This window comes from Streptomyces sp. Tu 2975 (assembly GCF_009832925.1).
GTDB lineage: Bacteria > Actinomycetota > Actinomycetes > Streptomycetales > Streptomycetaceae > Streptomyces.
In genome coordinates this window covers 4,402,097-4,425,672 of the sequence record NZ_CP047140.1, presented here as the reverse complement: position 1 = coordinate 4,425,672, position 23,576 = coordinate 4,402,097, and the positions used below count along the sequence as shown (strand labels likewise).

The following is a 23,576-nucleotide window of genomic DNA, read 5'->3' as shown; positions in this document are numbered from 1 at the left end:
GCCCGGTCCGGGAAGGGGCGGGTAGGGGAAAGGCACGCCGCAGGCGTTACCGCAGCCGCCTCCACCGCCACACCAGGAACACCGCCGACGCCACCGCCGCCCCCCTCACCACCCACGGCCACGTCCCCGTCAGCGCGTCCCGCATCCCGTCCTCGACGATCGCCTCGCCCCAGTGGCCGTTGATGCGGCCCCAGAGCCACAGCGCACCGCCCGCCACCGCGGCGCCCGGCAGGCCGATCACGGCGAACTTGACCTCCGTGCGGGACAGCCGGCGAGAGCCGTACGCGAGGAGCCAGCCGAGACCGAGTGCGACGAGCGAGCCGAGGATCGCGCCGGCGACGAGCAGGGCCGCGGCGAGCAGCAGCATCGGGCTGCCGAGCCCCGGCCCGGGTGCGGGTGCGGCCCCGGCGGAGGCGTCGGCGCCGCGACGGCGCAGCAGCCGCCTCAGTGAACGGCGCCGCCCGCCCGCCGCGGCATCCTCGCCCTCCCGATCCCGGTCCCGGTCCCCGGACTCGTCCTCGTTCTCGTCCTCCGACGGCGGGGGCTTCAGTATCTCGGGGATCTCGACACCGCCGACGAACCCGGCCACGGCGTCGCCCGGACCGAACGGCGCCGGATCGATACGCCACCAGTCCGGCTCGGAGCCGGACGGGCCCAGTTCGTCCATGCCGGCGAGATGCGGCGGCGACGCCGCCTCACGCGGCAAAGGCGTAGGCACGGGCGCGTCGCCCGCCCGGGGCCGTGGCACGCGTCGCCGCCCCCGCAGCCGCGGTACTCCGGGCGCTTCCGGCTCCATGTCCCGCTCCGTCGCAGCCGCCTGACGGGGCGCCGGCTGCAACCTTTCCGCGTCCCGTGAGGTGGCCGAGGCCGCAGGCGCCGACGTCGCCGACGCCACCACCTCGTCCGGCGTCCCGAGCCGCCCGAGGATGCGGCGTACGCCCGCCGGACTGTCCCCGCCGAACTTCGTCCGCTGCTTGTCGATCTCGGTCCGCAGCGTCGTCACGAGCCTCATGCGCTCGCCGGACGGAAGCTGCGCCTGCTGGGCCAGGTCGCCGACACGGCTCAGATAGTCGTAGACGAGCTGGTCGCTCTCGATCCCCACCGACGGTTCCCCTGACGTTCCCGGTGTGCCCGGCGTTCCCCGGTGTTCCCGTGCGCAGGCCGGCGGACGCCAAGAGCCGGCCCGCCTTCCCGGGCCGTCCCGTCCCCGACGGTAGCGCTCCAGGGGCTAACGTGGGGCGGATGGGGACCATGCCCGAAGAACGCGGCGGCAGCCCGCGCACGCTCGCGGAGGCGCTGCGCGCCCGCGACGACGAGGAGCTGGCCGCGCTGCTGCGCGCCCGCCCCGACCTGCTGAGCCCGGTGCCGAACGACGTCACCCAGCTCGCCACCCGGGCCGGTACCCGTGCTTCGGTCGTACGGGCGCTGGAGCGGCTGGACCGGTTCACTCTGCAGACCGCGGAGGCGCTGGCGGTGGCGCCGGACCCGGCGCCGTACGGGACCCTGCTCGCGCTGATGGCCGGCGACGACGGTGACACGGACGTCGAGGCCGCCCTCGCCGGCGCACTGGCGGTGCTGCGCGGGCAGGCGCTGGTGTGGGGCGGCGACGACCGGCTGCGGCTGGTGCGCACGGCCCGTGAGCTGCTGGCGCCGTCGCCGACCCGTCCTTCGCCGACCGGGCTCGGCCCCACGGTGACGGAGGCGACGGCCGGGATGTCGCCCGGCCGGCTCCAGGAGATCGTGGCGGCGGCGGGCCTGCCGACGACGCACGACCCGGTGTCGGCGGTGGCGTCGCTGACGTCGCTGTTCACGGACCGGACGCGGATGGCGACGCTGCTGGACACGGCCCCGTCCGACGCGCTGGCGGTCCTGGACCGGCTGGTGTGGGGACCTCCGTACGGCGAGGTGACGGCGGATCCCACACCGCCCGTGCGCTGGTTGCGGGACCGCGGTCTGCTGCTGCCCGCGTCGCCGCGCACGGTGGTGCTGCCGCGGGAGGTGGCGCTGCATCTGCGGGCGGGCCGGGCGCACCGGATGCCGGAGCCGGTTCCCCCGGCCGTCACGCCGGCCGCGGAATACGGTCCACAGGCTGTGGACAGCGCGGCGGCCGGGCAGGCGTACACGGCACTGACCACCGTCGAGGACCTGCTGAAGGACTGGCACGAGGGCGGCCCGCCGGTGCTGCGCGCCGGGGGCCTGGCCGTGCGGGACCTCAAGCGGACCGCCGCTGCGCTGGACACCAGCGAGCAGCTCGCCGCGTTCTGGATCGAACTGGCCTACGCGGCGGGGCTGCTGGCCTCCGACGGCGAGGCCGAGGAGCGGTACGCGCCGACACCGGCGTACGACGAGTGGCTCGAACTCCCGACGGCGGAGCGGTGGGGTGAACTGGCCGTCGCCTGGTTGACGGCGACACGTACGCCGGGGCTCGTCGGCAGCCAGGACGCCAAGGGCCGCACGCTCTCCGTCCTCGGCCCTGACCTGGACCGCTCGGCCGCCGTGGAGGTGCGCCGCCGCGTCCTGGAACTGGCGGCGGAGCTTCCGCACGGCACCGCCCCCGCCCCCGAGTCGCTGCTGTCCCGGCTGCGCTGGGAGCGGCCGCTGCGCGGCGACGCGGCGGGCTCCACGAAGGACCTGCGGGCACGCGTCGCGGCATGGACCCTGTCGGAGGCGGAGCTGCTCGGCGTGACGGGCCGGGGAGCGCTGTCCACGCACGGTCGCGCCCTGCTCGGCGGGGAGGGGCACGGAGCCGACGGCCCGCTCGCGGACCGGCGCGCCCGCGCGGTCAAATCGCTCGGGCCGCTTCTGCCGGAGCCGCTCGACCACGTCCTGCTCCAGGCCGACCTCACGGCGGTCGCCCCGGGGCCCCTCGACCGTCCCCTCGCGGAGACGCTCGCCGTCCTCGCCGAGATCGAGTCCAAGGGCGGCGCCACCGTCTACCGTTTCACGCCCGGCTCGGTGCGACGGGCTCTCGACGCCGGCATGGCCGCCTCCGACGTGCACGCCTTCCTGGCCACGCACTCCCGCACGCCCGTACCGCAGCCGCTCAGCTACCTCGTCGACGACGTCGCCCGCCGCCACGGCCATCTGCGTATCGGCGCCGCCTCCGCCTATGTGCGCTGCGACGACGACGCCCTCCTCGGCGAGATCCTCGCCGACAAGCGGTCTCAGGGCCTCGGACTGCGCCGCCTGGCGCCGACCGTACTTGCCGCCCAGAGCGATCCGGCAAGCCTGCTCGAGGGCCTGCGCGCGATGGGGTACGCGCCCGCCGCCGAGTCCACCGAGGGCGATGTGGTGATCACCCGCGCCCATGCCCGCCGCACCCCGCCGCGCACACCGCCCGCCCCCGTACCGGAAGGGCCGCCCGTACCGGACAGCACGCTGCTCGGCGCGGCAGTGAAGGCGATCAGGGCGGGTGACATGGCGGCCAGCGTCGTACGGAAACCGGCCGCCGACGAGGGCCGGCCGCAGGCCGGCGAACTGCCACGCACCTCGTCGGCGGAGACCCTGGCCACCGTTCAGGCCGCCGCGCTCACCGGTTCCGCGGTGTGGATCGGCTACGTCAACGCCGAGGGCGCCGCCAGCCAGCGCGTCATCGCGCCGGTCCGCGTGGAGGGGGGCTTCGTGACGGCTTTCGACCACACCGCGGACGAGATGAGGACGTACCCCCTGCACCGCATCACCGGCGTGGCGGAACTGGCCGACGACGCCCCTTGAGCCGCCCGGCGAGGGGGCCGGAACGTCCGGTCGCCGGCTCCTCGGGCTCCGCCTCACCGCGCCGCCGGCGCCAGGCGCGGCCCAGCCTGCGTCCCAGCAGGACGTAACCGATCAGCGCGCCCGTGGTGTTGAGGATCACGTCGTCCACGTCGAAGGCCCGGCCGACGACGATGGCGCCCTGAGCCAACTCGACCAGGGCCATCACCACCACCGTGAGCACGATCACCCGCAGCAGCCGCATCGACCGGGGCACCAGCACCGGCAGCAGCACGCCGAAGGGCACGCCGAGCAGCAGATTGCCGCCGGCCTGCTTGGCGGCCGCCAGGAACGTGTAGTCCTCGGCGTACTGCCGCAGGGACGCTCCGGGGCGCATGTTCGCGGTCGCCACACCCTCCGAGGCGTGCGACGGCGTGAGCGTCAGCCTGGCCAGGACGGCGGAGAACAGCACCAGGGCGGCGAAGGCGCAGACGATCAGACCTGCTCGGAGGAGGGTTCTGCCCCACTCGCGGGGCCGGTCATCAGTGGTCATGACAACGCAGCTACCCGCGCACTCCCCGGACAGGCCCGCGATGCGGGACACTGGATGTTTGGCCGTGTCCCGGAAGGACGGACCGGCCCGACCGAAAGGGTGCGGCGTTGAACGGACCGCTGATCGTCCAGAGCGACAAGACGCTCCTGCTCGAGGTGGACCACGAGCAGGCGGACGCCTGCCGTCGCGCCATCGCGCCCTTCGCCGAACTGGAGCGCGCGCCGGAGCACATCCACACCTACCGGGTCACTCCGCTCGGTCTGTGGAACGCCAGGGCCGCCGGCCACGACGCCGAGCAGGTCGTCGACGCACTGGTCGAGTTCTCCCGCTACCCGGTGCCGCACGCCCTCCTCGTCGACGTGGCGGAGACCATGGCCCGCTACGGCCGGCTCACCCTGTCCAAGCACCCCACCCACGGGCTCGTCCTCACCTCCACCGACCGGCCGGTGCTCGAGGAGATCCTGCGGTCGAAGAAGGTCCAGCCGCTGGTCGGCGCCCGCATCGACCCGGACACGGTCGCCGTGCACCCCTCGGAGCGCGGCCAGATCAAGCAGACGCTGCTGAAGCTCGGCTGGCCGGCCGAGGACCTCGCGGGCTACGTCGACGGCGAGGCGCACGCCATCGAGCTCGACGAGTCGGGCTGGGCGCTCCGCCCGTACCAGAAGCAGGCCGTCGAGGGCTTCTGGCACGGCGGCTCCGGCGTGGTCGTCCTCCCCTGCGGCGCGGGCAAGACCCTCGTCGGCGCCGGTGCGATGGCCCAGGCGAAGGCCACCACCCTGATCCTGGTCACCAACACCGTCTCGGCCCGCCAGTGGAAGCACGAACTGGTGAAGCGCACCTCGCTGACCGAGGACGAGATCGGCGAGTACAGCGGCACGAAGAAGGAGATCCGCCCGGTCACCATCGCCACCTACCAGGTGCTGACGACCAAGCGGAAAGGCATCTACCCCCACCTGGAGCTCTTCGACTCCCGCGACTGGGGCCTGATCCTCTACGACGAGGTGCATCTGCTGCCCGCGCCGGTGTTCAAGTTCACCGCCGACCTCCAGGCCCGCCGCCGGCTCGGCCTCACCGCCACGCTGGTGCGCGAGGACGGCCGGGAGTCGGACGTCTTCTCCCTCATCGGACCCAAGCGTTTCGACGCGCCGTGGAAGGAGATCGAGGCGCAGGGCTACATCGCCCCGGCGGACTGCGTGGAGGTACGCGTCAACCTGACCGACTCCGAGCGGCTGGCGTACGCGACGGCGGAGCAGGAGGAGAAGTACCGCTTCTGCGCGACGACCGCGACCAAGCGCAGGGTGACCGAGCAGCTGGTGCGCAAGCACGCCGGTCAGCAGACCCTCGTCATCGGCCAGTACATCGACCAGCTCGACGAGCTCGGCGAGCACCTGGACGCGCCGGTCATCAAGGGCGAGACGCCGAACACCCAGCGCGAGAAGCTCTTCGACGCGTTCCGCAACGGCGAGATCAGCGTGCTGGTGGTCTCCAAGGTCGCGAACTTCTCGATCGACCTGCCGGAGGCGACGATCGCGATCCAGGTGTCCGGGACGTTCGGCTCCCGGCAGGAGGAGGCACAGCGCCTCGGCCGGGTGCTGCGGCCGAAGGCCGACGGCCACAAGGCGCACTTCTACTCGGTGGTGGCGAGGGACACGATCGACCAGGACTTCGCGGCGCACCGCCAGCGGTTCCTGGCCGAGCAGGGCTACGCCTACCGGATCATGGACGCGGACGACCTGCTGACGGGCGAGGACCCGGTCCGCTGACGGCGCGGGCCCGCCTGCGGCGGGTATCTGCCCCCACGACCCGGCTCGGCGGCCATCGGGATGTGCCGCCGCCGCGCGGCATCCAGCCTCGCCTGCGTTCGGGGCGCGGAGGCCAGGGCGCGGAGCGCGGTACGGGGTCAGGGCGGAACCTGGTTACGGGTAGGCGCGGCGGCGGGCCCGGACCTCGCGCCGCGCTCAGCGGCGGCGGACGCCGGCCTCCTCCGCGTACTCGCCGAGGACGGCGACGCTGAAGACGGCGCTCGCGAAGACCCTGACCGCGCGCAGCACATTGCCGACGCGGTGGTGCGGGCTGTCTCCGGCGCCGCGCCCGGTGGCTCCGTCGCGGGTGGTTCCCGGGGTGAGGATCGCTGTGGTCATGCGTCCATGGTGCTGCGCGTCACCCGGTCGGAGCATCGGGCTGCGGGGTGAACCGACGGGCGCTCCACGTACTACTCCAGACAGAGCGCGTCCCCTACGGGAATGACCCCGCCGCCCCTACGGCCGTAAAAACCGTTCGCCGCCGTTCGCGGGCCCCACTACAATCGCGGGCTTGCCCCAGGGTCGCCTGTCCGCAGCCCGGGGCCTTCCCCGCCTCCCCCGAGGAGAGCCGCCGCCCGGACGGAAACCGGCCGGTCCGCCATGTCGTGATCACGCAGCTCAGCCGGAGGCAACCCGTGTCCGCGCACGCCCCTGTACCCGACGTATCCACAACCACCGTGGCCACCGACGGGGACGACCCGCTCTCCCGCGAGCGGGCCCACCTCGCCGCGTCGCGGTCCGCCCTGCGCGCGATGCGCGAGGACGTCCAGTCCCTCGACATCAAGGACGTCACGGCGAACTGGGTCAACGCCGCCGTCCTCCAGTCGCAGATCGAGAACCGCATCAAGGCGCTCGCCGATCTGTCCCACACCCCGCTCTTCTTCGGCCGCCTCGACTACCTGCCCACCACGCAGGAGGGCCGCCGCTTCTACATCGGCCGCCGTCACGTGCACGACGCCGAGGGCGACCCGATGGTCATCGACTGGCGCGCACCCGTCTCCCAGCCCTTCTACCGGGCCTCCCGCAAGGACCCGCAGGACGTCGGCCTGCGCCGCCGCTTCGGCTACACCGGCGGGGACCTGACGGCGTACGAGGACGAGCACCTCACCGACCCGTCGGAGGCCGAGCAGACCTCCAGGCTCCTCCAGGCGGAGATCGAGCGGCCGCGCGTCGGCCCCATGCGGGACATCGTCGCGACGATCCAGCCCGAGCAGGACGAGATCGTGCGCAGCGGCCTGTCGGGCACGGTGTGCGTGCAGGGCGGACCGGGCACCGGGAAGACGGCCGTCGGTCTGCACCGTGTCGCGTACCTTCTCTACGCGCACCGGGAACGCCTCGCGCGCACCGGCACCCTGGTCATCGGGCCGAACCGTTCCTTCCTCCACTACATCGAGCAGGTCCTGCCCGCCCTCGGCGAGCTCGAGGTCAAGCAGGCCACGGTCGACGACCTGGTCGGGCACGTGGAGGTCAGCGGCCGGGACACCGCGGCGGCGGCCGTCGTCAAGGGCGACGCCAGGATGGCGCAGGTGCTGCGGCGCGCGGTCCGCTCGCACGTCACGATGCCCACCGAGCCGGTGGTCGTCGTCCGCGGATCCCGGCGCTGGCGGATCCCGGCGTACGAACTCGAGGAGATCGTCCGCGAGTTGCTCGACCGCGACATCCGCTACGGTGCCGCCCGCGACGCCCTCCCCCAGCGGATCGCGCACACCGTGCTGGTCCGCATGGAAGAGGCGGGGGAGGCACCTGACGACCGGGTCCAGGACGCGGTCGCCCGCAACGCCGCCGTCAAGGCGGCGGTCAAGGCGATCTGGCCGCCGGTCGACCCGGCGAAGCTCGTGCTGCGGCTGCTCTCCGACGCTGAGTTCCTCGCCGCGCACGCGGACGGCGTCCTCACCGCCGAGGAGCAGGCGACGGTCCTGCTGCCGAAGCCCCCGCGCAGCGTGCGGTCCGCGAAGTGGTCGGCGGCGGACGCGGTGCTGATCGACGAGGTGACGGACCTCGTGCAGCGCACCCAGTCGCTGGGCCATGTCGTCCTCGACGAGGCCCAGGATCTGTCCCCGATGCAGTACCGCGCGGTGGGCCGCCGCTGCTCCACGGGATCGGCGACGGTCCTCGGCGACCTGGCCCAGGGCACGACGCCCTGGGCGACCGCGTCGTGGGCCGAGGCGCTGTCCCACCTCGGCAAGCCGGAAGCGGTCGTCGAGGAGCTGACCGCGGGTTTCCGCGTCCCCCGCGAGGTGATCGCCTACGCGTCGCGTCTGCTCCCGCACATGTCCCCCGGTCTCGCGCCGGTCTCCTCGGTCCGCGAGTCCCCCGGTTCCCTCGATGTCCGCGCGGTCGCGGACACCGCGGACCTCGATGCGGCGGTCGTCGGGGCATGCGTGGAATCCCTCCGCAACGAGGGCTCGATCGGGCTGATCGCGGCGGACTCCCGCGTGCCCGCGCTCTCCGCCGCGCTGGCCGCGGCGGGCCTCCCGCACCTCTCCCCCGGTGAAGAGACCACCGCGGAGGCTCGTCTGACGCTCGTCCCGGCGTCGCTGGCGAAGGGCCTGGAGTACGACTACGTGGTCCTCGACGAGCCGGCGTCCGTCATCAGCGACGAGCCGGACCTCCGCACGGGCCTGCGCCGCCTGTACGTCTCCCTGACCCGCGCGGTCTCCGGCCTCACGGTCCTCCACGCGGCCCCGCTCCCGCCGCAGCTGACCTGACCGCCGCCGGGCGGGCCCGGCTCCCGACCGCCGCCGCGGCGTCACGGGTCCGCCAACGGGAGGCGGGGCGTTTCCCCAGGTGCCGACCGGGTGCGGCCGCTGCCGCCTCAGGCCGAGGCCGTGAGCCCGGACCCCCTGGGGGTTCGACCGGGCCCAGGGCGCTGCCCCCGCATCGGGCCGTTGCGGGACGCCACATCGGGCCGGGCCCAGGGGCGTCGCCCGCATGAGCCATGGCGGGAGGCCGCATCCGGTCGGGCCGGGAGCCTCGCGCGGGTGCGACCGGCCTCCGGTCCGCTGCCGCACCGGGCCGGACCCCACGCGCCGGGCCCGGCGCGCCCCGCGCGCGTTACGCGTCGAGCGCGGCGCGCCATTCGCGGACCGCTGCCGGGTCCACGGGGGCCGACCATCCGCCGGGCCGTGCCGCGCCGCCGATGTGGAAGCCCGTCAGGCCCGCCTGCCGCAGCCGCGGGACGTGGTCCAGGCGCAGGCCCCCGCCGACCAGGAGCTGCGGCTCGTAGCCCGGTTCGCCGTGGCGCGCGGCCTCGGCGAGGAGCGTGCGCATGCCGTCGTCGACCCCCGCGGCGGAGCCGGCCGTCAGATACGTGTCGAGCCCGGGCAGGTCCGCCAGTTGCTTGCGGAGGGCGTCCCGGTCCGCCGCGTGGTCGATCGCACGGTGGAAGGTCCAGCGGCAGTCGTCCACCACGGTCAGCAGCCGTTCGACCGCGACGAGGTCCGGCTGCCCGTGATCGTCGAGGAAACCGAGGACGAACTCGTCGGCCCCCGCCTCACGCAGGACTTGCGCGGCCCGGATCAAGGCGTCCACGTCCGCCGGGCCGCCGGCCGCGAAGCCGTCGGACAGGCGGAGCATCACGCGCAGCGGGATGTCGACGGCCGCGCGGATCGCCGTGAAGGTGGAGACCGGCGGCGTCAGCCCGTCGGCCGCCATGTCGGTGACCAGCTCCAGCCGGTCGGCCCCTCCGGACTGGGCGGCGACCGCGTCCTGCGCGTCGAGGGCGATCACCTCCAGGAGTGCACGGTTGCTCATGGGACCCATTCCTCCAGGCTCCGACAGGTCTAGTCCATTGGCCAGCCTAATGCTCAGCGAGTCGGACGGCAGCCACACCCCTGATCCTTCCCGCCAAGCGGACTTGCATCCCGTACGGGGCGGGGGTATACATGGAGTTCCCCGATGGATACCCCCTGGGGGTATCAGAAGAGGCCGAGGAGACACCATGCCGCAGACCGCGACCGAATCCCGCTCCGTAGAGCTCGCGATCGGTGGCATGACGTGCGCCTCCTGCGCGGCGCGGATCGAGAAGAAGCTCAACCGCATGGACGGCGTGGAGGCGACCGTCAACTACGCCACGGAGAAGGCGAAGGTCACCTTCACCGAAGGCACCGACATCGCTGATCTGATCGCCACCGTGGAGGCGACGGGTTACACCGCCGCCGAGCCGGCACCACCGCCTGTCGAGGGCGGGCCCGCAGCGCCGGAGGAGGCCCCGGCGGACGACGGGCTGACCCCGCTGCGGCAGCGTCTGGTGACGGCTGTGGTGCTCGCGGTGCCGGTGGTCGCGATGGCGATGATTCCGGCGCTGCAGATCGAGTACTGGCAGTGGCTGAGTCTGACCCTGGCCGCGCCGGTCGTCACCTACGCCGCCTGGCCCTTCCACCGGGCGGCGTGGACGAACGCGAAGCACGGCGCGGCGACGATGGACACTCTGATCTCCGTCGGTACCTCGGCGGCGTTCCTGTGGTCGTTGTGGGCGCTGTTCTTCGGCACCGCCGGCACGCCCGGCATGACGCATCCCTTCGAGTTCACGATCGCCCGCAGTGACGGGGCGGGGAACATCTACTTGGAGGCGGCGGCCGGTGTCACCGCGTTCATCCTCGCCGGGCGGTACTTCGAGGCCCGCTCGAAGCGCCGGGCGGGCGCGGCGCTGAAGGCGCTGCTGGAGCTGGGCGCAAAGGACGTGACCGTACTGCGTGACGGCCGGGAGGAGACGATCCCGACGTCCGACCTGAAGGCCGGGGACCGCTTCCTGGTCCGCCCGGGCGAGAAGATCGCCACCGACGGCACGGTCGTGGAGGGCGCCTCCGCAGTCGATGCCTCCATGCTCACGGGCGAGTCCGTGCCGGTCGAGGTCTCGGTCGGCGACACCGTCACCGGCGCCACCCTTAATGCCGGCGGCCGCCTCGTCGTCGAAGCCACCCGCGTCGGCGCCGACACCCGGCTCGCCCGGATGGCCAAGCTGGTCGAGGACGCGCAGAACGGCAAGGCCGCGGCCCAGCGCCTCGCCGACAGGATCTCCGCCGTGTTCGTCCCGGTCGTCATCGCACTCGCCCTGGGCACCCTGGGCTTCTGGCTCGGCAACGGCTCCGGCCTGACCGCCGCGTTCACCGCCGCCGTCGCCGTCCTGATCATCGCCTGCCCCTGCGCCCTGGGCCTGGCCACCCCTACCGCGCTGATGGTCGGCACCGGCCGCGGCGCGCAGCTCGGCATCCTGATCAAGGGCCCCGAGGTCCTGGAGACCACCCGCAAGGTCGACACGATCGTCCTCGACAAGACCGGCACCGTCACCACCGGCAGGATGACCCTGCTCGCCGTGCACACCGCCGACGGCATCGAGGAGGCCGAGGTACTGCGGCTGGCCGGTGCGCTGGAGAACGCCTCCGAGCACCCCATCGCCCAGGCCGTCGCCGCCGGGGCCGTCGAGAAGCTCGGCGGCCTGCCCACCCCCGAGGACTTCGCGAACATCCCCGGGCTGGGGGTCCACGGCATCGTCGAGGGTCACGCCGTCCTCGTGGGCCGCGAGAAGCTGCTTACGGAGTGGGCGATGGAACTGCCCGCCGGCCTCGCCCGGGCCCGGGCGAGCGCGGAGGCCGCCGGCCGCACCGCGATCGCCGTCGCCTGGGACGGCGAGGCCCGCGCGGTCCTCGAGGTGGCGGACGCCGTCAAGGACACCAGCAAGGAAGCCGTCCGCCGGCTGCGCGCCCTCGGCCTCACCCCCATCCTCCTCACCGGCGACAACGAGGCCGTCGCCAAGAGCGTGGCCGCCGAGGTCGGTATCCCGCCAGAGGACGTGATCGCGGAGGTCATGCCCGAGGACAAGGTGGACGTCGTCAAGCGTCTCCAGGCCGAAGGCCGCAGCGTCGCCATGGTCGGCGACGGCGTCAACGACGCCGCCGCCCTCGCCCAGGCAGATCTCGGCCTCGCCATGGGCACCGGCACCGACGCCGCCATCGAGGCCGGCGACCTCACCCTCGTCCGCGGCGACCTCAACGCCGCCGCCGACGCCATCCGCCTCTCCCGCAAGACCCTCGGCACCATCAAGTCGAACCTGTTCTGGGCCTTCGCCTACAACGTCGCCGCCCTCCCACTCGCCGCCGCCGGCCTCCTCAACCCCATGATCGCCGGAGCCGCCATGGCCTTCTCCTCCGTCTTCGTCGTCGCCAACTCGTTGCGCCTGCGCAGCTTCAAGGCCGCGTGAAGTAGCGAAGGGCCCCGGGGCACCCGCCCCGGGGCCCTTCGCGCGTGCGGGCACAATATGAGCCATGACCGACCGATCCGCCGACCTCCGCGCCCGCTGGACCGACGCGCTCCTCGGGGCCCGCGGGGACGCGAGCGGCCCCGACCCGCTGCCGTACGGCGAGAACCTGCTCGCACGCTGGGCCGAGCCGCAGCGGCGGTACCACACCACCGGCCATCTGATCGCGGTCCTCGACCGCATCGACACCCTCGCCGGCCATGCGGACGATCCCGACCTCGTACGGCTGGCCGCCTGGTTCCACGACGCCGTGTATCTCCCCGACCGCTCGGAGAACGAGGAGCGCTCCGCCCGCCTCGCCGAGCGCGCCCTCCCCGAGGCCGGGCTGAGCGAGCGGGCGACCGCGGAGGTGGCCCGGCTGGTACGCCTGACCACCACCCATGCCCCCGACGAGAGCGACCACAACGGCCAGGTGCTGTGCGACGCGGACCTGGCGATCCTGGCCGCCGCCCCCGACGCCTACGCCGCATACGCCGCGGCGGTGCGCGACGAGTACGCCTTCGTCCCCGACGAGGCCTTCCGCGACGGCCGCGCCGCGGTGCTCCGGCAGCTCCTCGCCCTGCCGCTGCTGTTCCGTACGCCGCACGGGCGGCAGGAGTGGGAACAGAAGGCCCGCCACAACCTGACCGTGGAGCTGGAGCTGCTCGCCGCGTCCTGATCCGCGGCCCGGCCGGGGAATTCCAGGCTTCAACGGCCTGTTGGCAACTGTCATGCCCGACCCTTCCGAACGCTCCGCCCGCGCCCGTATGCCGCTCGCCGTCTACATCCTCGGCCTCTCCGTCTTCGCTCTCGGGACGAGCGAGTTCATGCTCTCCGGGCTCCTGCCGCCCATCGCGGCGGACATGGACGTCTCGATCCCCCGGGCCGGGCTGCTGACCTCGGCGTTCGCGGTCGGCATGGTGGTCGGAGCCCCGCTGCTCGCCATCGCGACGCTACGGCTGCCCCGCAGGACCACGCTGATCGCGCTGATCTCCGTCTTCGGGGTGGGCCAGGTCGCCGGCGCCCTCGCGCCCACCTACGAGATCCTTTTCGCTTCCCGTGTGATCAGCGCGCTCGCCTGCGCCGGCTTCTGGGCCGTCGGCGCTGCCGTCGCCATCGCGATGGTGCCGGTGACCTCGCGGGCCCGGGCCATGGCCGTCATGATCGGCGGGCTGTCGATCGCCAACGTCCTCGGCGTCCCCGCGGGCGCGTTCCTCGGCGAGCACCTGGGCTGGCGGTCGGCGTTCTGGGCGGTCGGCGCGGCGTCCGCCGTGGCGCTCGTCGGCGTGCTGATGCGGATCCCGCACATCCCGCTGCCCGAGCAGAAGCCTCAGCTGCGGCACGAGCTGACGATCTACCGTGACCGCCAGGTCTGGCTGGCCGTGGCGATCACCGCGCTGGCGGCGGGCGGTGTGTTCTGCCTCTTCACCTACCTCAGTCCGCTGCTCACCGACGTGGCCGGGCTGGACGCAGGCTGGGTGCCGACCGTGCTCGCACTGTTCGGCATCGGCGCGCTGGCCGGCTCGACGATCGGCGGCCGGGTGGCCGACGCGCACCTGTTCGGCGTGATGCTCAGCGGCATAGCCGCGTCGACGGTGCTGCTGACGGCTATCGCGCTGTTCGCCTCGTACGCGGCCGCCGCGGTGGCGCTGTCGTTCCTGCTCGGCTTCTCGTCGTTCTTCACGGCCCCTGCGCTCAACGCCCGGATGTTCAACGTCGCGGGCGCGGCGCCGACGCTCGCCGGTGCGACGACGACCGCGGCGTTCAATCTCGGCAACACCGGCGGGCCCTGGCTCGGCGGCGTGGTGATCGACGCGGACCTCGGCTTCACGTCGACGGCCTGGGCGGGCGCGGCCATGATGGTCGTCGCGATCGTCCTCGTGGCGGTGGCGCTACGGCTCCACGGCAGCTCACGGGTGGTGTCCCGGTCGGTCCCGGGCAAGCGGGCCGTCTCCGCCGAACACGTCTGAGCGGAACGCGTACGAGCGGCGTCCGAGCCGGGCGGATCCCGTCCGGCGGGCCCCTCAGACGGAGCGCCCCTTGGGCCGGCGCAGCCCCGCGCCCGTGAGGCGGCGTACCAGCTCCTTGGAGCCGACCTCCACCGCGCCCGCGGCGACGGCGTCCGCGTAACGGTGCGAGGGGACGTCGTAGTGGTCGCGTTCGAAGGCGCGCGGCGGGCAGCCGATGGACGCGGCGAAGGCGTGGAGCTCCTCGAACGACACGTCACTGACCAGGTGGGACCACATCCGGCCGTGCCCCGGCCAGGTCGGCGGGTCGATGTAGACCGTCACGTCAGGCCGCCTATGGGGGCCACCACCACGCCCGCCTTGCCGCACACCCAGTGCGGGTCGGGCCCGAGCTCCGGCTGGATCTCCAGGGCGTGCGGGTCGCCGGCGTCGCACACCGGGCACAGCGGCCAGCGCCCGTGCCGCTCCAGCAACGAGTCCTGGACGTCCTGGGCCACGAGACCGGCGACGTACTCGACGCCCTCCGGCCACTGCTCGACCCACCAGCGGCGGTGTGCGACCGCGTCCTCGACCATGGAGACGACTCCTGCGTCGGCCACGTTGCGGGCGGCCAGATCGGTGAGGACCAGGGCCCGGGCCCGGTGCAGAGCCTGTTCCAGTGGGTTCGAGTCGTCCATGCACCCATTGTCTCCGGGTCTTGACGCCACCCGAAACGCGAAAATACCTTTCAAGCGTGACCAATCAAGTGAAGGAAATTTTCAGCGGTGACGCTCCCGCCCCCGCCGCCCTCGCGGCCAAGGTGCGCACGCTCTCGCCGTCCATGACCCGCTCCATGCAGCGGGTCGCCGAAGCCGTCGCCGACGACCCGGCCGGCTGCGCGGCCCTCACGGTCACCGGCCTCGCCGAGCTCACCGGCACCAGTGAGGCCACCGTGGTCCGCACCGCCCGCCTGCTCGGCTACCCCGGCTACCGCGACCTTCGCCTGGCGCTCGCCGGTCTCGCCGCCCACCAGGAGTCCGGCCGGGCCCCCGCCATCACCACCGACATCGCCGTCGACGACCCCATCGCGGACGTCGTCGCCAAGCTCGCCTACGACGAGCAGCAGACCCTCGCCGACACCGCCGCCGGTCTCGACACCGTCCAGCTCGGCGCGGCGGTGGCCGCCGCGTCGACCGCCCGCCGCATCGACATCTACGGCGTCGGTGCGTCCTCGCTCGTCGGTATGGACCTCGCGCAGAAACTCCTCCGCATCGGCCTGATCGCCCATGCCCACGCCGACCCGCACCTCGCCGTCACCAACGCCGTGCAGTTGCGCTCCGGCGACGTGGCCATCGCGATCACCCACTCCGGCTCCACAGGTGACGTGATCGAGCCGCTGCGGGTCGCCTTCGACCGCGGCGCCACGACGATCGCCATCACCGGCCGTCCCGACGGCCCGGTCTCGCAGTACGCCGACCATGTGCTGACGACGTCCACCGCCCGCGAGAGCGAGCTGCGGCCGGCCGCGATGTCGTCCCGCACGAGCCAACTGCTCGTCGTCGACTGCCTCTTCATAGGCGTGGCCCAGCGTACGTACGAGTCGGCGGCCCCTGCCCTCGCCGCCTCGTACGAAGCCCTCGCGCACCGCCACAGCCCGCGCACCCGCTGACCAGCCCCCCGCGTACCAAGAAAGCCGAGCCGCCCTTCATGACCTCCACCTACGGTGAACTCCGCGCCCAGCTGGCCACTCTCACCACCGAGGCGTTCCGGCCGGAGCTCGCCGACATCGACCGGCTGCCGACGCTCGAGATCGCCCGGATCATGAACGGCGAGGACGAGACCGTCCCCGCCGCCGTCGCCGCGCAACTGCCCGCCATCGCCGCCGCGATCGACGGCACCGCGGAGCGGATGTCCCGCGGCGGCCGGCTGATCTACGCGGGGGCCGGCACGGCGGGCCGGCTGGGCGTGCTCGACGCCAGTGAGTGCCCGCCCACCTTCAACACCGACCCGTCGGAGGTCCTCGGCCTGATCGCGGGCGGCCCGACCGCGATGGTCAAGGCCGTCGAAGGCGCGGAGGACAGCAAGGAACTGGCCGCGGCGGACCTCGACGGCCTGGAGCTCACGGCCGACGACACGGTGGTCGGCATCTCGGCGTCCGGCCGCACGCCGTACGCCATCGGCGCGGTGGAACACGCCCGCGCGCTCGGCGCGCTCACCGTCGGGCTCTCCTGCAACGCGGACAGCGCGCTGGCCGCGGCGGCAGAACACGGCATCGAGGTCGTCACCGGGCCCGAACTCCTCACCGGGTCGACCCGGTTGAAGGCGGGCACGGCACAGAAGCTGGTGCTCAACATGATCTCGACGGTCACGATGATCCGGCTCGGCAAGACCTACGGGAACCTGATGGTCGACGTCCGCGCGTCCAACGACAAACTCCGCGCCCGTTCCCGCCGCATCGTGGCGCTGGCCACGGGCGCGTCCGACGAGGAGATCGAGTCGGCCCTGGAGGCGACGGACGGCGAGGTGAAGAACGCGATCCTGGTGATCCTCGGCGACGTCGACGCCCCGACGGCGGCCACCCTCCTCGCCCGCACCTCGGGCCACCTGCGCGAGGCCCTCACGGCCTCGTCCGAGCCCTGACCGGACCGCCCATCAAGCCCCGCCGCGAGGAGGACCTTGGCCCCGCCGGGCCGGGGCCACACCTCACGGTTCCGCCGTCGCGCCGGCCACTTTCGGCCCCGCCGGCGCCATGGCCCCACCCAGCCCCGCCGGCGATTGGGGCGCGGGGCACCGGGGCAGCGCCCCGACGACCGGGCCGCGCCACGCCTCCGACCGCCCGCCCCGCGCTACACCGCGTCGACCGCTCGTTCCCTCACCGTCACCCGCCCCTTGCGGATCGTCGCGATCCGCCGCGTCCGGCGCGCCAGCGCCGAGTCGTGGGTGACCATCACGAACGTGAAGGCGTGCTCCTCCCACAACGCCTCCAGCACCTCCATGATCTCGTCGCGCATCGACTCGTCCAGGTTTCCCGTGGGCTCGTCCGCGAGCAGTACCGCCGGCCGCTTCACCAGCGCACGCGCGATCGCGACCCGCTGCTGCTGCCCGCCGGACAGTTCGCCGGGCAGGTGCCGCAGCCGCTCGCCGAGCCCGACGGAGGCCAGCGCCTCCCCGGCGCGTTCCCTGCGTTCGCGCGCCTTGAGACCCGGCAGCGGCACGAGCGCCGTCTCGACGTTCTCCTGCGCGGTCAGCGTGGGGATCAGGTTGAAGCTCTGGAAGACGAACCCGATCTTCTCCGCCCGCACCCGTGTCAGCCTCGCCTCCGGCAGGGTCGCCAGGTCCGTCCCGTCGAGGGCCACGCTGCCCTCGCTCGGCCGGTCGAGGCCGCCGAGCATCTGCAGCAGTGTGGACTTGCCGCCTCCCGTGGGGCCCTGGATGACGAGCCGGCCGCCGTCCTCGATGGTCAGGTCGACGCCGTCGAGGGCGTTCACGCTGTCCTTGCCCCGCCGGTAGCGCTTGGTGACGCCACTGAGCTGGTACATCATCAACTCCTGTTGTACGTGGAAGAGAAGGGGCCCGGTCCTGGCCGGGTCACTCGACGCGCCGCAGCGCGTCGGCGGGCCGCAGCCGGGATGCCCGCCAGCCGCCGAAGCCGCCCGCGACGAGGCCGCCGGCGACGGCGAGGGTCACGGCGAGGCCGATCGTGGCGAGCGACACGGGCGCGGTGAGCGCGATGTCGAGGGCGCGGGTGGCCGAGTCCCGCAGGGGCCCGCCACCACCGCCGGGACCGGCGACCCGGAGACCGCCGCCACCGCCCGCCGGGCCCGCCCCGGCGCCGCCGCCTAGCTGAGCGGTGAGCGTCGGACCGAAGGTGGTGATCAGCCACGCGCCGGCGAGCCCGAGGGCGATCCCGAGCGCACCGCCGACGAGTCCGTTGACGAGGGCCTCGCCGGCGACCTGCCGCGTCACCCGGCCGCTGCGCCAGCCGAGCGCCTTGAGCGTGCCGAACTCCCGCACGCGCCGGCTGACCGCCGACGAGGTGAGCAGTCCGGCGACGAGGAACGCCGCGGCCAGCACCAGGACGGAGAGCCACTTGCCGACGCCCGACGCCAGGTCGGACGCCGTGGACAGCGACCCGGAAACCGTCTCCGCGAGGTCGGCGGAGGTGGTCACGGTCGTACCGGAGATGTTCTTCTGGATGGTCTCCTTGACGCCGTCGATCTTCTGCGAATCGGTCGCCCGGACGTAGACCGTGGTCACCTTGTCCTTGGCGTCGGCGAGCTTCTGCGCCTGGGCCAGCGGCAGATAGACGTCGGCAGCGGCCTCGCCGCTGTCCGCCGTCGCGATGCCGATGATCTCGAAGTCGGTGCCGGAGACGGTGAGTTCCTTGCCCGGGCCGAGGTTCTTCTCCTTGGCGTAGGCGCTGTCGATGACGGCGACCCGCGCGTCGGTCTCGTTCTCCTCGAAGGTCCGCCCGGAGGTGATCGCCGAGGAGGTCAGGGGCCCGAGCTCCTGGTGGGTGACGTCCGTTCCGTACGCCGTGTACGAGTCGACGTCGAAGTCGGCCCCGCCGCCGCGTACGGCGCCGCCACCGGCGCCCGGCCCGCCCTGGCCGGGCTTCTGCTGCACCGCCCCGCGCTTGAACTCCCCGTCGACCTTCATGACGTTGACACTCAGTCCGCCGACCGCGCCCGCGACGCCGTCCTGCCGCTCGACCTCGGCGACGGTCGAGGCCGCGAGGGTCTCGAACCCCTGGACCATCACGATGTCGCTGCTCTGCTCTGCCTCGTCACCCTCGTCCTTGGCGTCGAACCGGAAGCGGGGCCGCCGCACGGTCTCGCCCTCGCCTGGCGGCTCCGCGGCCTTGGTGACGGTCATGTCGGTGCCGAGCCCGTACAGCGATTCCAGAACCTTGTCCTGGGCGCGGTTCATCCCGGACGACACGGAGTTGACGACGATGACCAGCGCGATCCCGAGGGCGAGCCCCGAGGCGACGACGAGCGCCGCTCTTCTGCGGCGGCGGAGCTCACGCCGGAGGTAGGTGAAGAACATGGCGTGACGGTATGGACGCGGCGTGATGGGCAGTTAAGGCCCGCATGAGAGCAGCATGAGTGTTCCGCCGGCGCCGGACGGACCGAGATTCCCAAAGAAATTCTGCAAAAACTATTTTGCTGACTACCGGGTCCGCCCTACGCTCGCCCGGTGACCGATGACCAGGAACACCGCCGCCGCGTACTCGATCCCCGCCAGGACGCCGCCGCCCTCAAAGCACTCACGCACCCGCTGCGGATCCGGCTGCTGGGCCTGCTGCGCATGGAGGGACCGGCCACCGCGAGCGAACTCGCCGTCAGCACGGGCGAGTCGTCCGCGTCGACCAGCTACCACCTGCGGGTGCTGGCCAAGTACGCGTTCATCACGGAGGCAGAGCACCGCGACGGCCGGGAACGGCGCTGGAAGTCCGTCCACGACGTCACCAACTGGAGCAACGCCGCGATGGCCGGCTCGCAGGAGGCGCGGGCGTTCGTCGATGTGGCGCGCCGCGCCCAACTCGACCATCTGGAGCGGTCCCTGGCCCGGCACCAGGAGGACCTCGACACCGGCAGGCTCGACGCGGTGTGGCTGGAGCCGTCCGGCTTCACCGACCTGGTGGCCCGCCTCACACCGGAGTCGCTCACCGAGCTGTGGACCACGTTCGAACGGACCGTGAGCGAGCTCGCCGCCCGTGACGAGGGCGATCCGCGCACCGAGCAGGTCGTGCTCTTCACGGGCGGGCTGGCACTCGCCCCGGAGGCCGACGCGCGTGGCACGGAGCCGAACGCGAAGGCAGGCAGCGCCGAGGCCGGCACGGTGAAGAAGCCGGCCGGGGAGGACGGCTCGTGAAGCCGCTGGACCCCCGCGCCGCCCGCCGCCGCTTCGTCACCGTCACGTTCCTCTTCTGGCTCCCCGTCGGCCTCTACATACCGTCCCAGGTACTGCTCCTGACGGAACGCGGCATGAGCCTCGCCGTCGTCGCCGGACTCTTCGCCGTCCACTCCCTCACCGTGTCCGTCATGGAACTGCCCACCGGCGGCCTGTCCGACGTCCTCGGCCGCCGGCCCGTCCTCGCCGCGGCAGGTCTGCTCAACCTGTGCGCCCTGACCGTGATGGCGCTCGGAACCACCGTGTGGGCGCTGGCCGTCGCCATGTTCCTGATGGGCTCCGGCCGCGCCCTGTCCAGCGGCCCCGCGGAGGCCTGGTACGTGGACACCGTCCAGGCCCACTCCGGCGCGGGCGCCGAACTGCGCACGGGCCTGGCACGCGGCAACACCGCCTCGGCAGCCGCGCTCGCCGCCGGAACGCTCCTCGGCGGGGCGCTGCCGCTTCTGCTGGGCCTCGGCCCCGACCCGGGCGCCCGGCTGGCCGGCGCCACCGGCGGGCTCGTGCTGCCGCTGTCGGTACCCGGCCTCCTCGGCGCGGCCGTCGGCGTCGGTTTCGTCGCGTACGTGCTCACCGCCCTGCCGGAGCCGCCCCGTCCGCCGGCCACCCTGCGCGGCGTGCTCCGCGGCGTCCCGGCGACGATGCTGGGCGGGCTTCGGCTCGGCGCCACGGAGTCGCTCGTCCGCCGGGTCCTGCTGACCGCGGCCGCCGCCGGCGCGGCGCTCGCCGCCGTCGAGCTCCTCACCCCCGGCCGGGCCGCCCGGCTCACGGGCGCCCCCGAGTCCGGCGCTGTCCTGTACGCCGCACTCGCCTGCGCCGGCTTCCTGTGCACCGCGGTCGGCAGCCACTGCGCACCTCTGACCGCGCGGCTGACGGGGAGCAGCGAGCACGCGGTGCTCGCCGCCCTCGGTGTGAGCACGACCGGACTCGCGCTGCTCGGCGTGACGGCCGCCTGGGACGACGGCCCGGCACCGCTCGCCCTGGCCGCCCTCGGATACGCCCTCGTCTACCTGGGTCTCGGCGCGGCGGGTCCGAACGAGAACGACCTGCTGCACCGTCGCGTGGACAGCACGGTCCGCGCCACCGCCCTGTCCGTGAAGTCGTTGGCGCTCCAGTCGGTCGCCGCGCTGACCGGCCTCGTGGCCGGCTCCCTGCCGGTCGGCCCGCTGCCGTGGCTGGTGGGCGCGACCGCTCTGCTGCTCGGCGCACTGCTGTGGATCCGCCGGGCGAAGCCCTCGACCGCCTCGCATCTGTCGCCCGTCCTCCGCTCAGAAGAAGTCGTCCTGACCGCGTCCGGGTCGGGACCCGTCCCGTGCTGCGGGAGCCGCGTCGCCGCGCCGAGGGCTCGCCACAGCGGCGGCATTCAGCCGGCGTCGTCTCCACCAGAGCAGCAATGCGGCTGCCGCTAGTCCCACGGGCAGCAGACGCAGGACCGACGCGCCGACGCTCAGGGGCCCTTCCTGCGGATCGCTGTCGGCCGCCTGACGCGGTGCGGGGGCCTGCGGTTCTCGGCCGGCCGCCTGGCGCGGTGTGGGCGCGCCGAGCCAGATCGCTCCGTGGCCGTCGGCGGACGGCGCGCTCAGCGAGCGGTCGACCTTCTCGGGAAGGTTCGCGTGGCCCGCGGTGAAACGGTCGCCCGAGACCTGCGTGACGGGGATTCTCGTGAAGTCGACACCGCCGTAGACATAGCTGCGTACATAAGTGGTCCCGCCTTCGGTGGTCCTGTCGGTGACCTTGAACTCCCCCTTGGTGTACGAGTCGACGAACCGGTCGAAGGTGTCCGTGGGCTTCCAGCGGCCGTCGCTCCGCCAGTTGTCGATGTCGCCCGTGTCGATGAGGTCGCCGTAGGTGGTCTCCTTGCTGCGGCTCAGGTCGCGGTACCACTCGGCGGCGACCCGGGCGAGGTAGACGCGGCGTAGTCCGGCGTACTCGGGCGCGGTGTTGATGGCCTTCTTGAGCTCGGGAAGGATCAGGCTGCGGAAGTGCTGCTCGTTGTGGTCCTCGGTGGCCTTGCTCTGCTGGGGACATGTACCGGTGGCGGACTCGCCCCGCTGCTTCAGGTACTGCGTCTCCATCTTGACGTCGAGGGGCGCGTCGAGGATGTAGAGCTTGTCGCCGTCCTGGCGGACCGACGCGGGTGCAGGCAGGATCCACGTCCGGTAGGACATGCAGCTGCCCTGGACGCCGTCCCAGAACGTCCGGCCTCGTGCGGAGTGGGGATGGATGAGCTTGCCGATCGTCTTCTTCATCTGCAGATCGGCCTCTAGCAGGACGCGTCCGGCGTCCGTACGTCCGAGCCGGTCGTCGACGATGCGGTCCGGCTCGTCGGGATTGAGGTTGACCCAGAAGGCCGACGGATCGAGGGAGAGCCAGACGAAGAAGGCGTCCGAGCTGCCCTCCGCGGCGTCGAGGCCCGCCCCCGGAGAACTGCCGCCGTCGGCGGAGAGAGGTGCCTGGAAGGAGTACTGCAGACCACTGCCGTCGCCGGGGTCGGAGAGATAGCGCAGTTGCAGGGACGAGAAGTCGATCCCGCCGGGTGCCTCGGGCACGGGCTGCGTCAGCGCTCGGGTCAGGCCGCCCGCGGTGTCGTTCGCGGTGTCGTTCTCTCCGCACGGGTCGGCCGCCGGCGGGGCGTTGCGCGGAGCGGTCAGCGCGACGGTCGTCAGCCGGTAGCGGAGGCCGAGGGCCTGAGCACCCCCGCACGGCTTGGCGGCGCGGGGGTTGCGGAAGAACTGGTTCTCCTTCCTGGCCTGCTCCAGGCGCTGACTCTCTGCCGCTCTACGCTCCTTGACCCACTGCTTCTGCGCCGCCACCTCCCGAGCCACAGTGGCCCCCTCGGCGCGGGCACTCACCCTGGCACTGTCGATCAGCCCGTTCAGCTCGTCGACCGAGCCGTTGCCGTCCACGACGGCGTAGATGACATCGGTGCCGGCCGGGATCCTGCCGGCGCACTGCGGCTTGCACGGCGACCGGTCGCTGTACATCACGAAAAGCCGTTCCTGGGCCACCGGTTTACGCACCTCCTGGCTCAGCAGAGCGAGGTCCCAGACGAGGATGCGCATTTCGGAGTGGTTGCCTTGCATGCCCGCCGAGGCCTCGTTGGCGTGCGGGACGACGACGAACCTCTCGATCCCGGGGCGTTCGTCCATGCGTAACTGCTCGTACAGCGCCGGGTCGTCGTGCTTCAGCGCGGCGGTCTCCACCACCTCCATGCCCCGGGTGTCCACGTCTGCGAGCCCGGTGATGTCCACGAACCCGATCGCGACGTTCCGCGCCCCGTCGATCCGTTGCGGGTTGCTGCCGCCCTCGAGCTGCGACCGGTGGCCCCACACCGCCTGCCGGTACACGTACGACCGGTGACCGATGGGGTCGCGGTACCAGTCGCCGTCGATCCGTGTCAGTGATCTCCCGGACGGAGCGGGCTTGCGGTCCTTCTT

18 protein-coding genes are annotated in these 23,576 nt (G+C 73.0%); 10 read left to right on the top strand and 8 right to left on the bottom strand.

Features of this window, described 5'->3' with window-relative positions; all coding sequences use genetic code 11:
* Positions 1 to 46: 46 nt before the first annotated feature.
* On the bottom strand, positions 47 to 1,102 hold the full coding sequence (locus GLX30_RS19625) for a hypothetical protein (RefSeq protein WP_159690583.1): 1,056 nt from the start codon (positions 1,100 to 1,102) through the stop codon (positions 47 to 49).
* Positions 1,103 to 1,251: 149 nt separating this feature from the next.
* On the opposite strand from GLX30_RS19625, the gene GLX30_RS19620 reads away from it, so the two are divergent.
* Positions 1,252 to 3,714, top strand: coding sequence for a helicase C-terminal domain-containing protein (locus tag GLX30_RS19620; protein WP_159695132.1), 2,463 nt, complete (start codon positions 1,252 to 1,254; stop codon positions 3,712 to 3,714).
* On the opposite strand, the gene GLX30_RS19615 is transcribed toward GLX30_RS19620, so the two are convergent.
* On the bottom strand, positions 3,677 to 4,243 hold the full coding sequence (locus GLX30_RS19615) for a VanZ family protein (RefSeq protein WP_159690580.1): 567 nt from the start codon (positions 4,241 to 4,243) through the stop codon (positions 3,677 to 3,679). The genes GLX30_RS19620 and GLX30_RS19615 overlap by 38 nt on opposite strands.
* Positions 4,244 to 4,350: 107 nt before the next feature.
* Between GLX30_RS19615 and GLX30_RS19610 the strand changes: the two genes are divergently transcribed.
* A complete protein-coding gene (locus GLX30_RS19610) occupies positions 4,351 to 6,006 on the top strand; it encodes a DNA repair helicase XPB (protein ID WP_159690576.1) in 1,656 nt (551 codons plus the stop codon).
* A 195-nt stretch (positions 6,007 to 6,201) separates the two neighbouring features.
* Here the strand turns inward: GLX30_RS19610 and GLX30_RS19605 are convergent, their stop codons facing one another.
* The gene (locus GLX30_RS19605) at positions 6,202 to 6,384 is read right to left on the bottom strand and encodes a hypothetical protein (RefSeq protein ID WP_159690573.1); all 183 of its coding nucleotides are present in this window, start codon (positions 6,382 to 6,384) and stop codon (positions 6,202 to 6,204) included.
* Positions 6,385 to 6,722: 338 nt separating this feature from the next.
* Here GLX30_RS19605 and GLX30_RS19600 point away from each other — a divergent pair, with 338 nt between their 5' ends.
* Complete coding sequence (locus GLX30_RS19600) at positions 6,723 to 8,753, top strand: UvrD-helicase domain-containing protein (protein WP_244258224.1); 2,031 nt, start codon at positions 6,723 to 6,725, stop codon at positions 8,751 to 8,753.
* A gap of 346 nt (positions 8,754 to 9,099) precedes the next feature.
* Here the strand turns inward: GLX30_RS19600 and GLX30_RS19595 are convergent, their stop codons facing one another.
* A complete protein-coding gene (locus GLX30_RS19595; RefSeq protein ID WP_159690569.1) occupies positions 9,100 to 9,798 on the bottom strand; it encodes a copper homeostasis protein CutC in 699 nt (232 codons plus the stop codon).
* Positions 9,799 to 9,985: 187 nt separating this feature from the next.
* Between GLX30_RS19595 and GLX30_RS19590 the strand changes: the two genes are divergently transcribed.
* From GLX30_RS19590 to GLX30_RS19580, 3 genes are all read left to right on the top strand, one after another.
* Positions 9,986 to 12,244, top strand: a complete 2,259-nt coding sequence (locus GLX30_RS19590) for a heavy metal translocating P-type ATPase (protein WP_159690566.1) — start codon at positions 9,986 to 9,988, stop codon at positions 12,242 to 12,244.
* Positions 12,245 to 12,308: 64 nt separating this feature from the next.
* Entirely contained in the window at positions 12,309 to 12,959 is a 651-nt protein-coding gene (locus tag GLX30_RS19585) for an HD domain-containing protein (RefSeq protein ID WP_159690563.1), read from the top strand.
* A gap of 88 nt (positions 12,960 to 13,047) precedes the next feature.
* Entirely contained in the window at positions 13,048 to 14,250 is a 1,203-nt protein-coding gene (locus GLX30_RS19580) for a Cmx/CmrA family chloramphenicol efflux MFS transporter (RefSeq protein WP_159695130.1), read from the top strand.
* 54 nt (positions 14,251 to 14,304) lie between these two features.
* Here the strand turns inward: GLX30_RS19580 and GLX30_RS19575 are convergent, their stop codons facing one another.
* Complete coding sequence (locus GLX30_RS19575; protein ID WP_159690560.1) at positions 14,305 to 14,571, bottom strand: DUF4031 domain-containing protein; 267 nt, start codon at positions 14,569 to 14,571, stop codon at positions 14,305 to 14,307.
* Positions 14,568 to 14,924, bottom strand: a complete 357-nt coding sequence (locus GLX30_RS19570; RefSeq protein ID WP_159690558.1) for a hypothetical protein — start codon at positions 14,922 to 14,924, stop codon at positions 14,568 to 14,570. The genes GLX30_RS19575 and GLX30_RS19570 overlap by 4 nt, the downstream gene beginning before the upstream one ends.
* Positions 14,925 to 14,980: 56 nt before the next feature.
* Here GLX30_RS19570 and GLX30_RS19565 point away from each other — a divergent pair, with 56 nt between their 5' ends.
* On the top strand, positions 14,981 to 15,895 hold the full coding sequence (locus GLX30_RS19565; protein WP_159690556.1) for a MurR/RpiR family transcriptional regulator: 915 nt from the start codon (positions 14,981 to 14,983) through the stop codon (positions 15,893 to 15,895).
* A 38-nt stretch (positions 15,896 to 15,933) separates the two neighbouring features.
* A complete protein-coding gene (murQ, locus tag GLX30_RS19560) occupies positions 15,934 to 16,866 on the top strand; it encodes an N-acetylmuramic acid 6-phosphate etherase (protein WP_159690553.1) in 933 nt (310 codons plus the stop codon).
* Between the two features lie 206 nt (positions 16,867 to 17,072).
* Here murQ and GLX30_RS19555 read toward each other — a convergent pair whose 3' ends face one another.
* Complete coding sequence (locus GLX30_RS19555) at positions 17,073 to 17,765, bottom strand: ABC transporter ATP-binding protein (protein ID WP_159695129.1); 693 nt, start codon at positions 17,763 to 17,765, stop codon at positions 17,073 to 17,075.
* 49 nt (positions 17,766 to 17,814) lie between these two features.
* On the bottom strand, positions 17,815 to 19,275 hold the full coding sequence (locus GLX30_RS19550) for an ABC transporter permease (RefSeq protein WP_159690550.1): 1,461 nt from the start codon (positions 19,273 to 19,275) through the stop codon (positions 17,815 to 17,817).
* A gap of 150 nt (positions 19,276 to 19,425) precedes the next feature.
* On the opposite strand from GLX30_RS19550, the gene GLX30_RS19545 reads away from it, so the two are divergent.
* Positions 19,426 to 20,103: a helix-turn-helix domain-containing protein gene (locus tag GLX30_RS19545; protein WP_159690547.1), complete on the top strand. Its 678-nt coding sequence runs from the start codon at positions 19,426 to 19,428 to the stop codon at positions 20,101 to 20,103.
* Positions 20,100 to 21,548 carry an MFS transporter gene (locus GLX30_RS19540; RefSeq protein ID WP_159690544.1) on the top strand — a complete coding sequence of 483 codons (1,449 nt, stop codon included), beginning with the start codon at positions 20,100 to 20,102 and terminating at the stop codon, positions 21,546 to 21,548. The genes GLX30_RS19545 and GLX30_RS19540 overlap by 4 nt, the downstream gene beginning before the upstream one ends.
* Positions 21,549 to 23,576: the final 2,028 nt, after the last annotated feature.

What these genes read in the sequence shown, in the direction of transcription:
- GLX30_RS19620 (WP_159695132.1), top strand. Translation starts at nt 1,252, where the DNA reads ATGCCCGAAGAACGCGGCGGCAGCCCGCGCACGCTCGCGGAGGCGCTG.
- GLX30_RS19615 (WP_159690580.1), bottom strand. Translation starts at nt 4,243, where the DNA reads ATGACCACTGATGACCGGCCCCGCGAGTGGGGCAGAACCCTCCTCCGA.
- GLX30_RS19605 (WP_159690573.1), bottom strand. Translation starts at nt 6,384, where the DNA reads ATGACCACAGCGATCCTCACCCCGGGAACCACCCGCGACGGAGCCACC.
- GLX30_RS19595 (WP_159690569.1), bottom strand. Translation starts at nt 9,798, where the DNA reads ATGAGCAACCGTGCACTCCTGGAGGTGATCGCCCTCGACGCGCAGGAC.
- GLX30_RS19590 (WP_159690566.1), top strand. Translation starts at nt 9,986, where the DNA reads ATGCCGCAGACCGCGACCGAATCCCGCTCCGTAGAGCTCGCGATCGGT.
- GLX30_RS19585 (WP_159690563.1), top strand. Translation starts at nt 12,309, where the DNA reads ATGACCGACCGATCCGCCGACCTCCGCGCCCGCTGGACCGACGCGCTC.
- GLX30_RS19580 (WP_159695130.1), top strand. Translation starts at nt 13,048, where the DNA reads ATGCCGCTCGCCGTCTACATCCTCGGCCTCTCCGTCTTCGCTCTCGGG.
- GLX30_RS19570 (WP_159690558.1), bottom strand. Translation starts at nt 14,924, where the DNA reads ATGGACGACTCGAACCCACTGGAACAGGCTCTGCACCGGGCCCGGGCC.
- murQ (WP_159690553.1), top strand. Translation starts at nt 15,934, where the DNA reads ATGACCTCCACCTACGGTGAACTCCGCGCCCAGCTGGCCACTCTCACC.
- GLX30_RS19555 (WP_159695129.1), bottom strand. Translation starts at nt 17,765, where the DNA reads ATGTACCAGCTCAGTGGCGTCACCAAGCGCTACCGGCGGGGCAAGGAC.
- GLX30_RS19550 (WP_159690550.1), bottom strand. Translation starts at nt 19,275, where the DNA reads ATGTTCTTCACCTACCTCCGGCGTGAGCTCCGCCGCCGCAGAAGAGCG.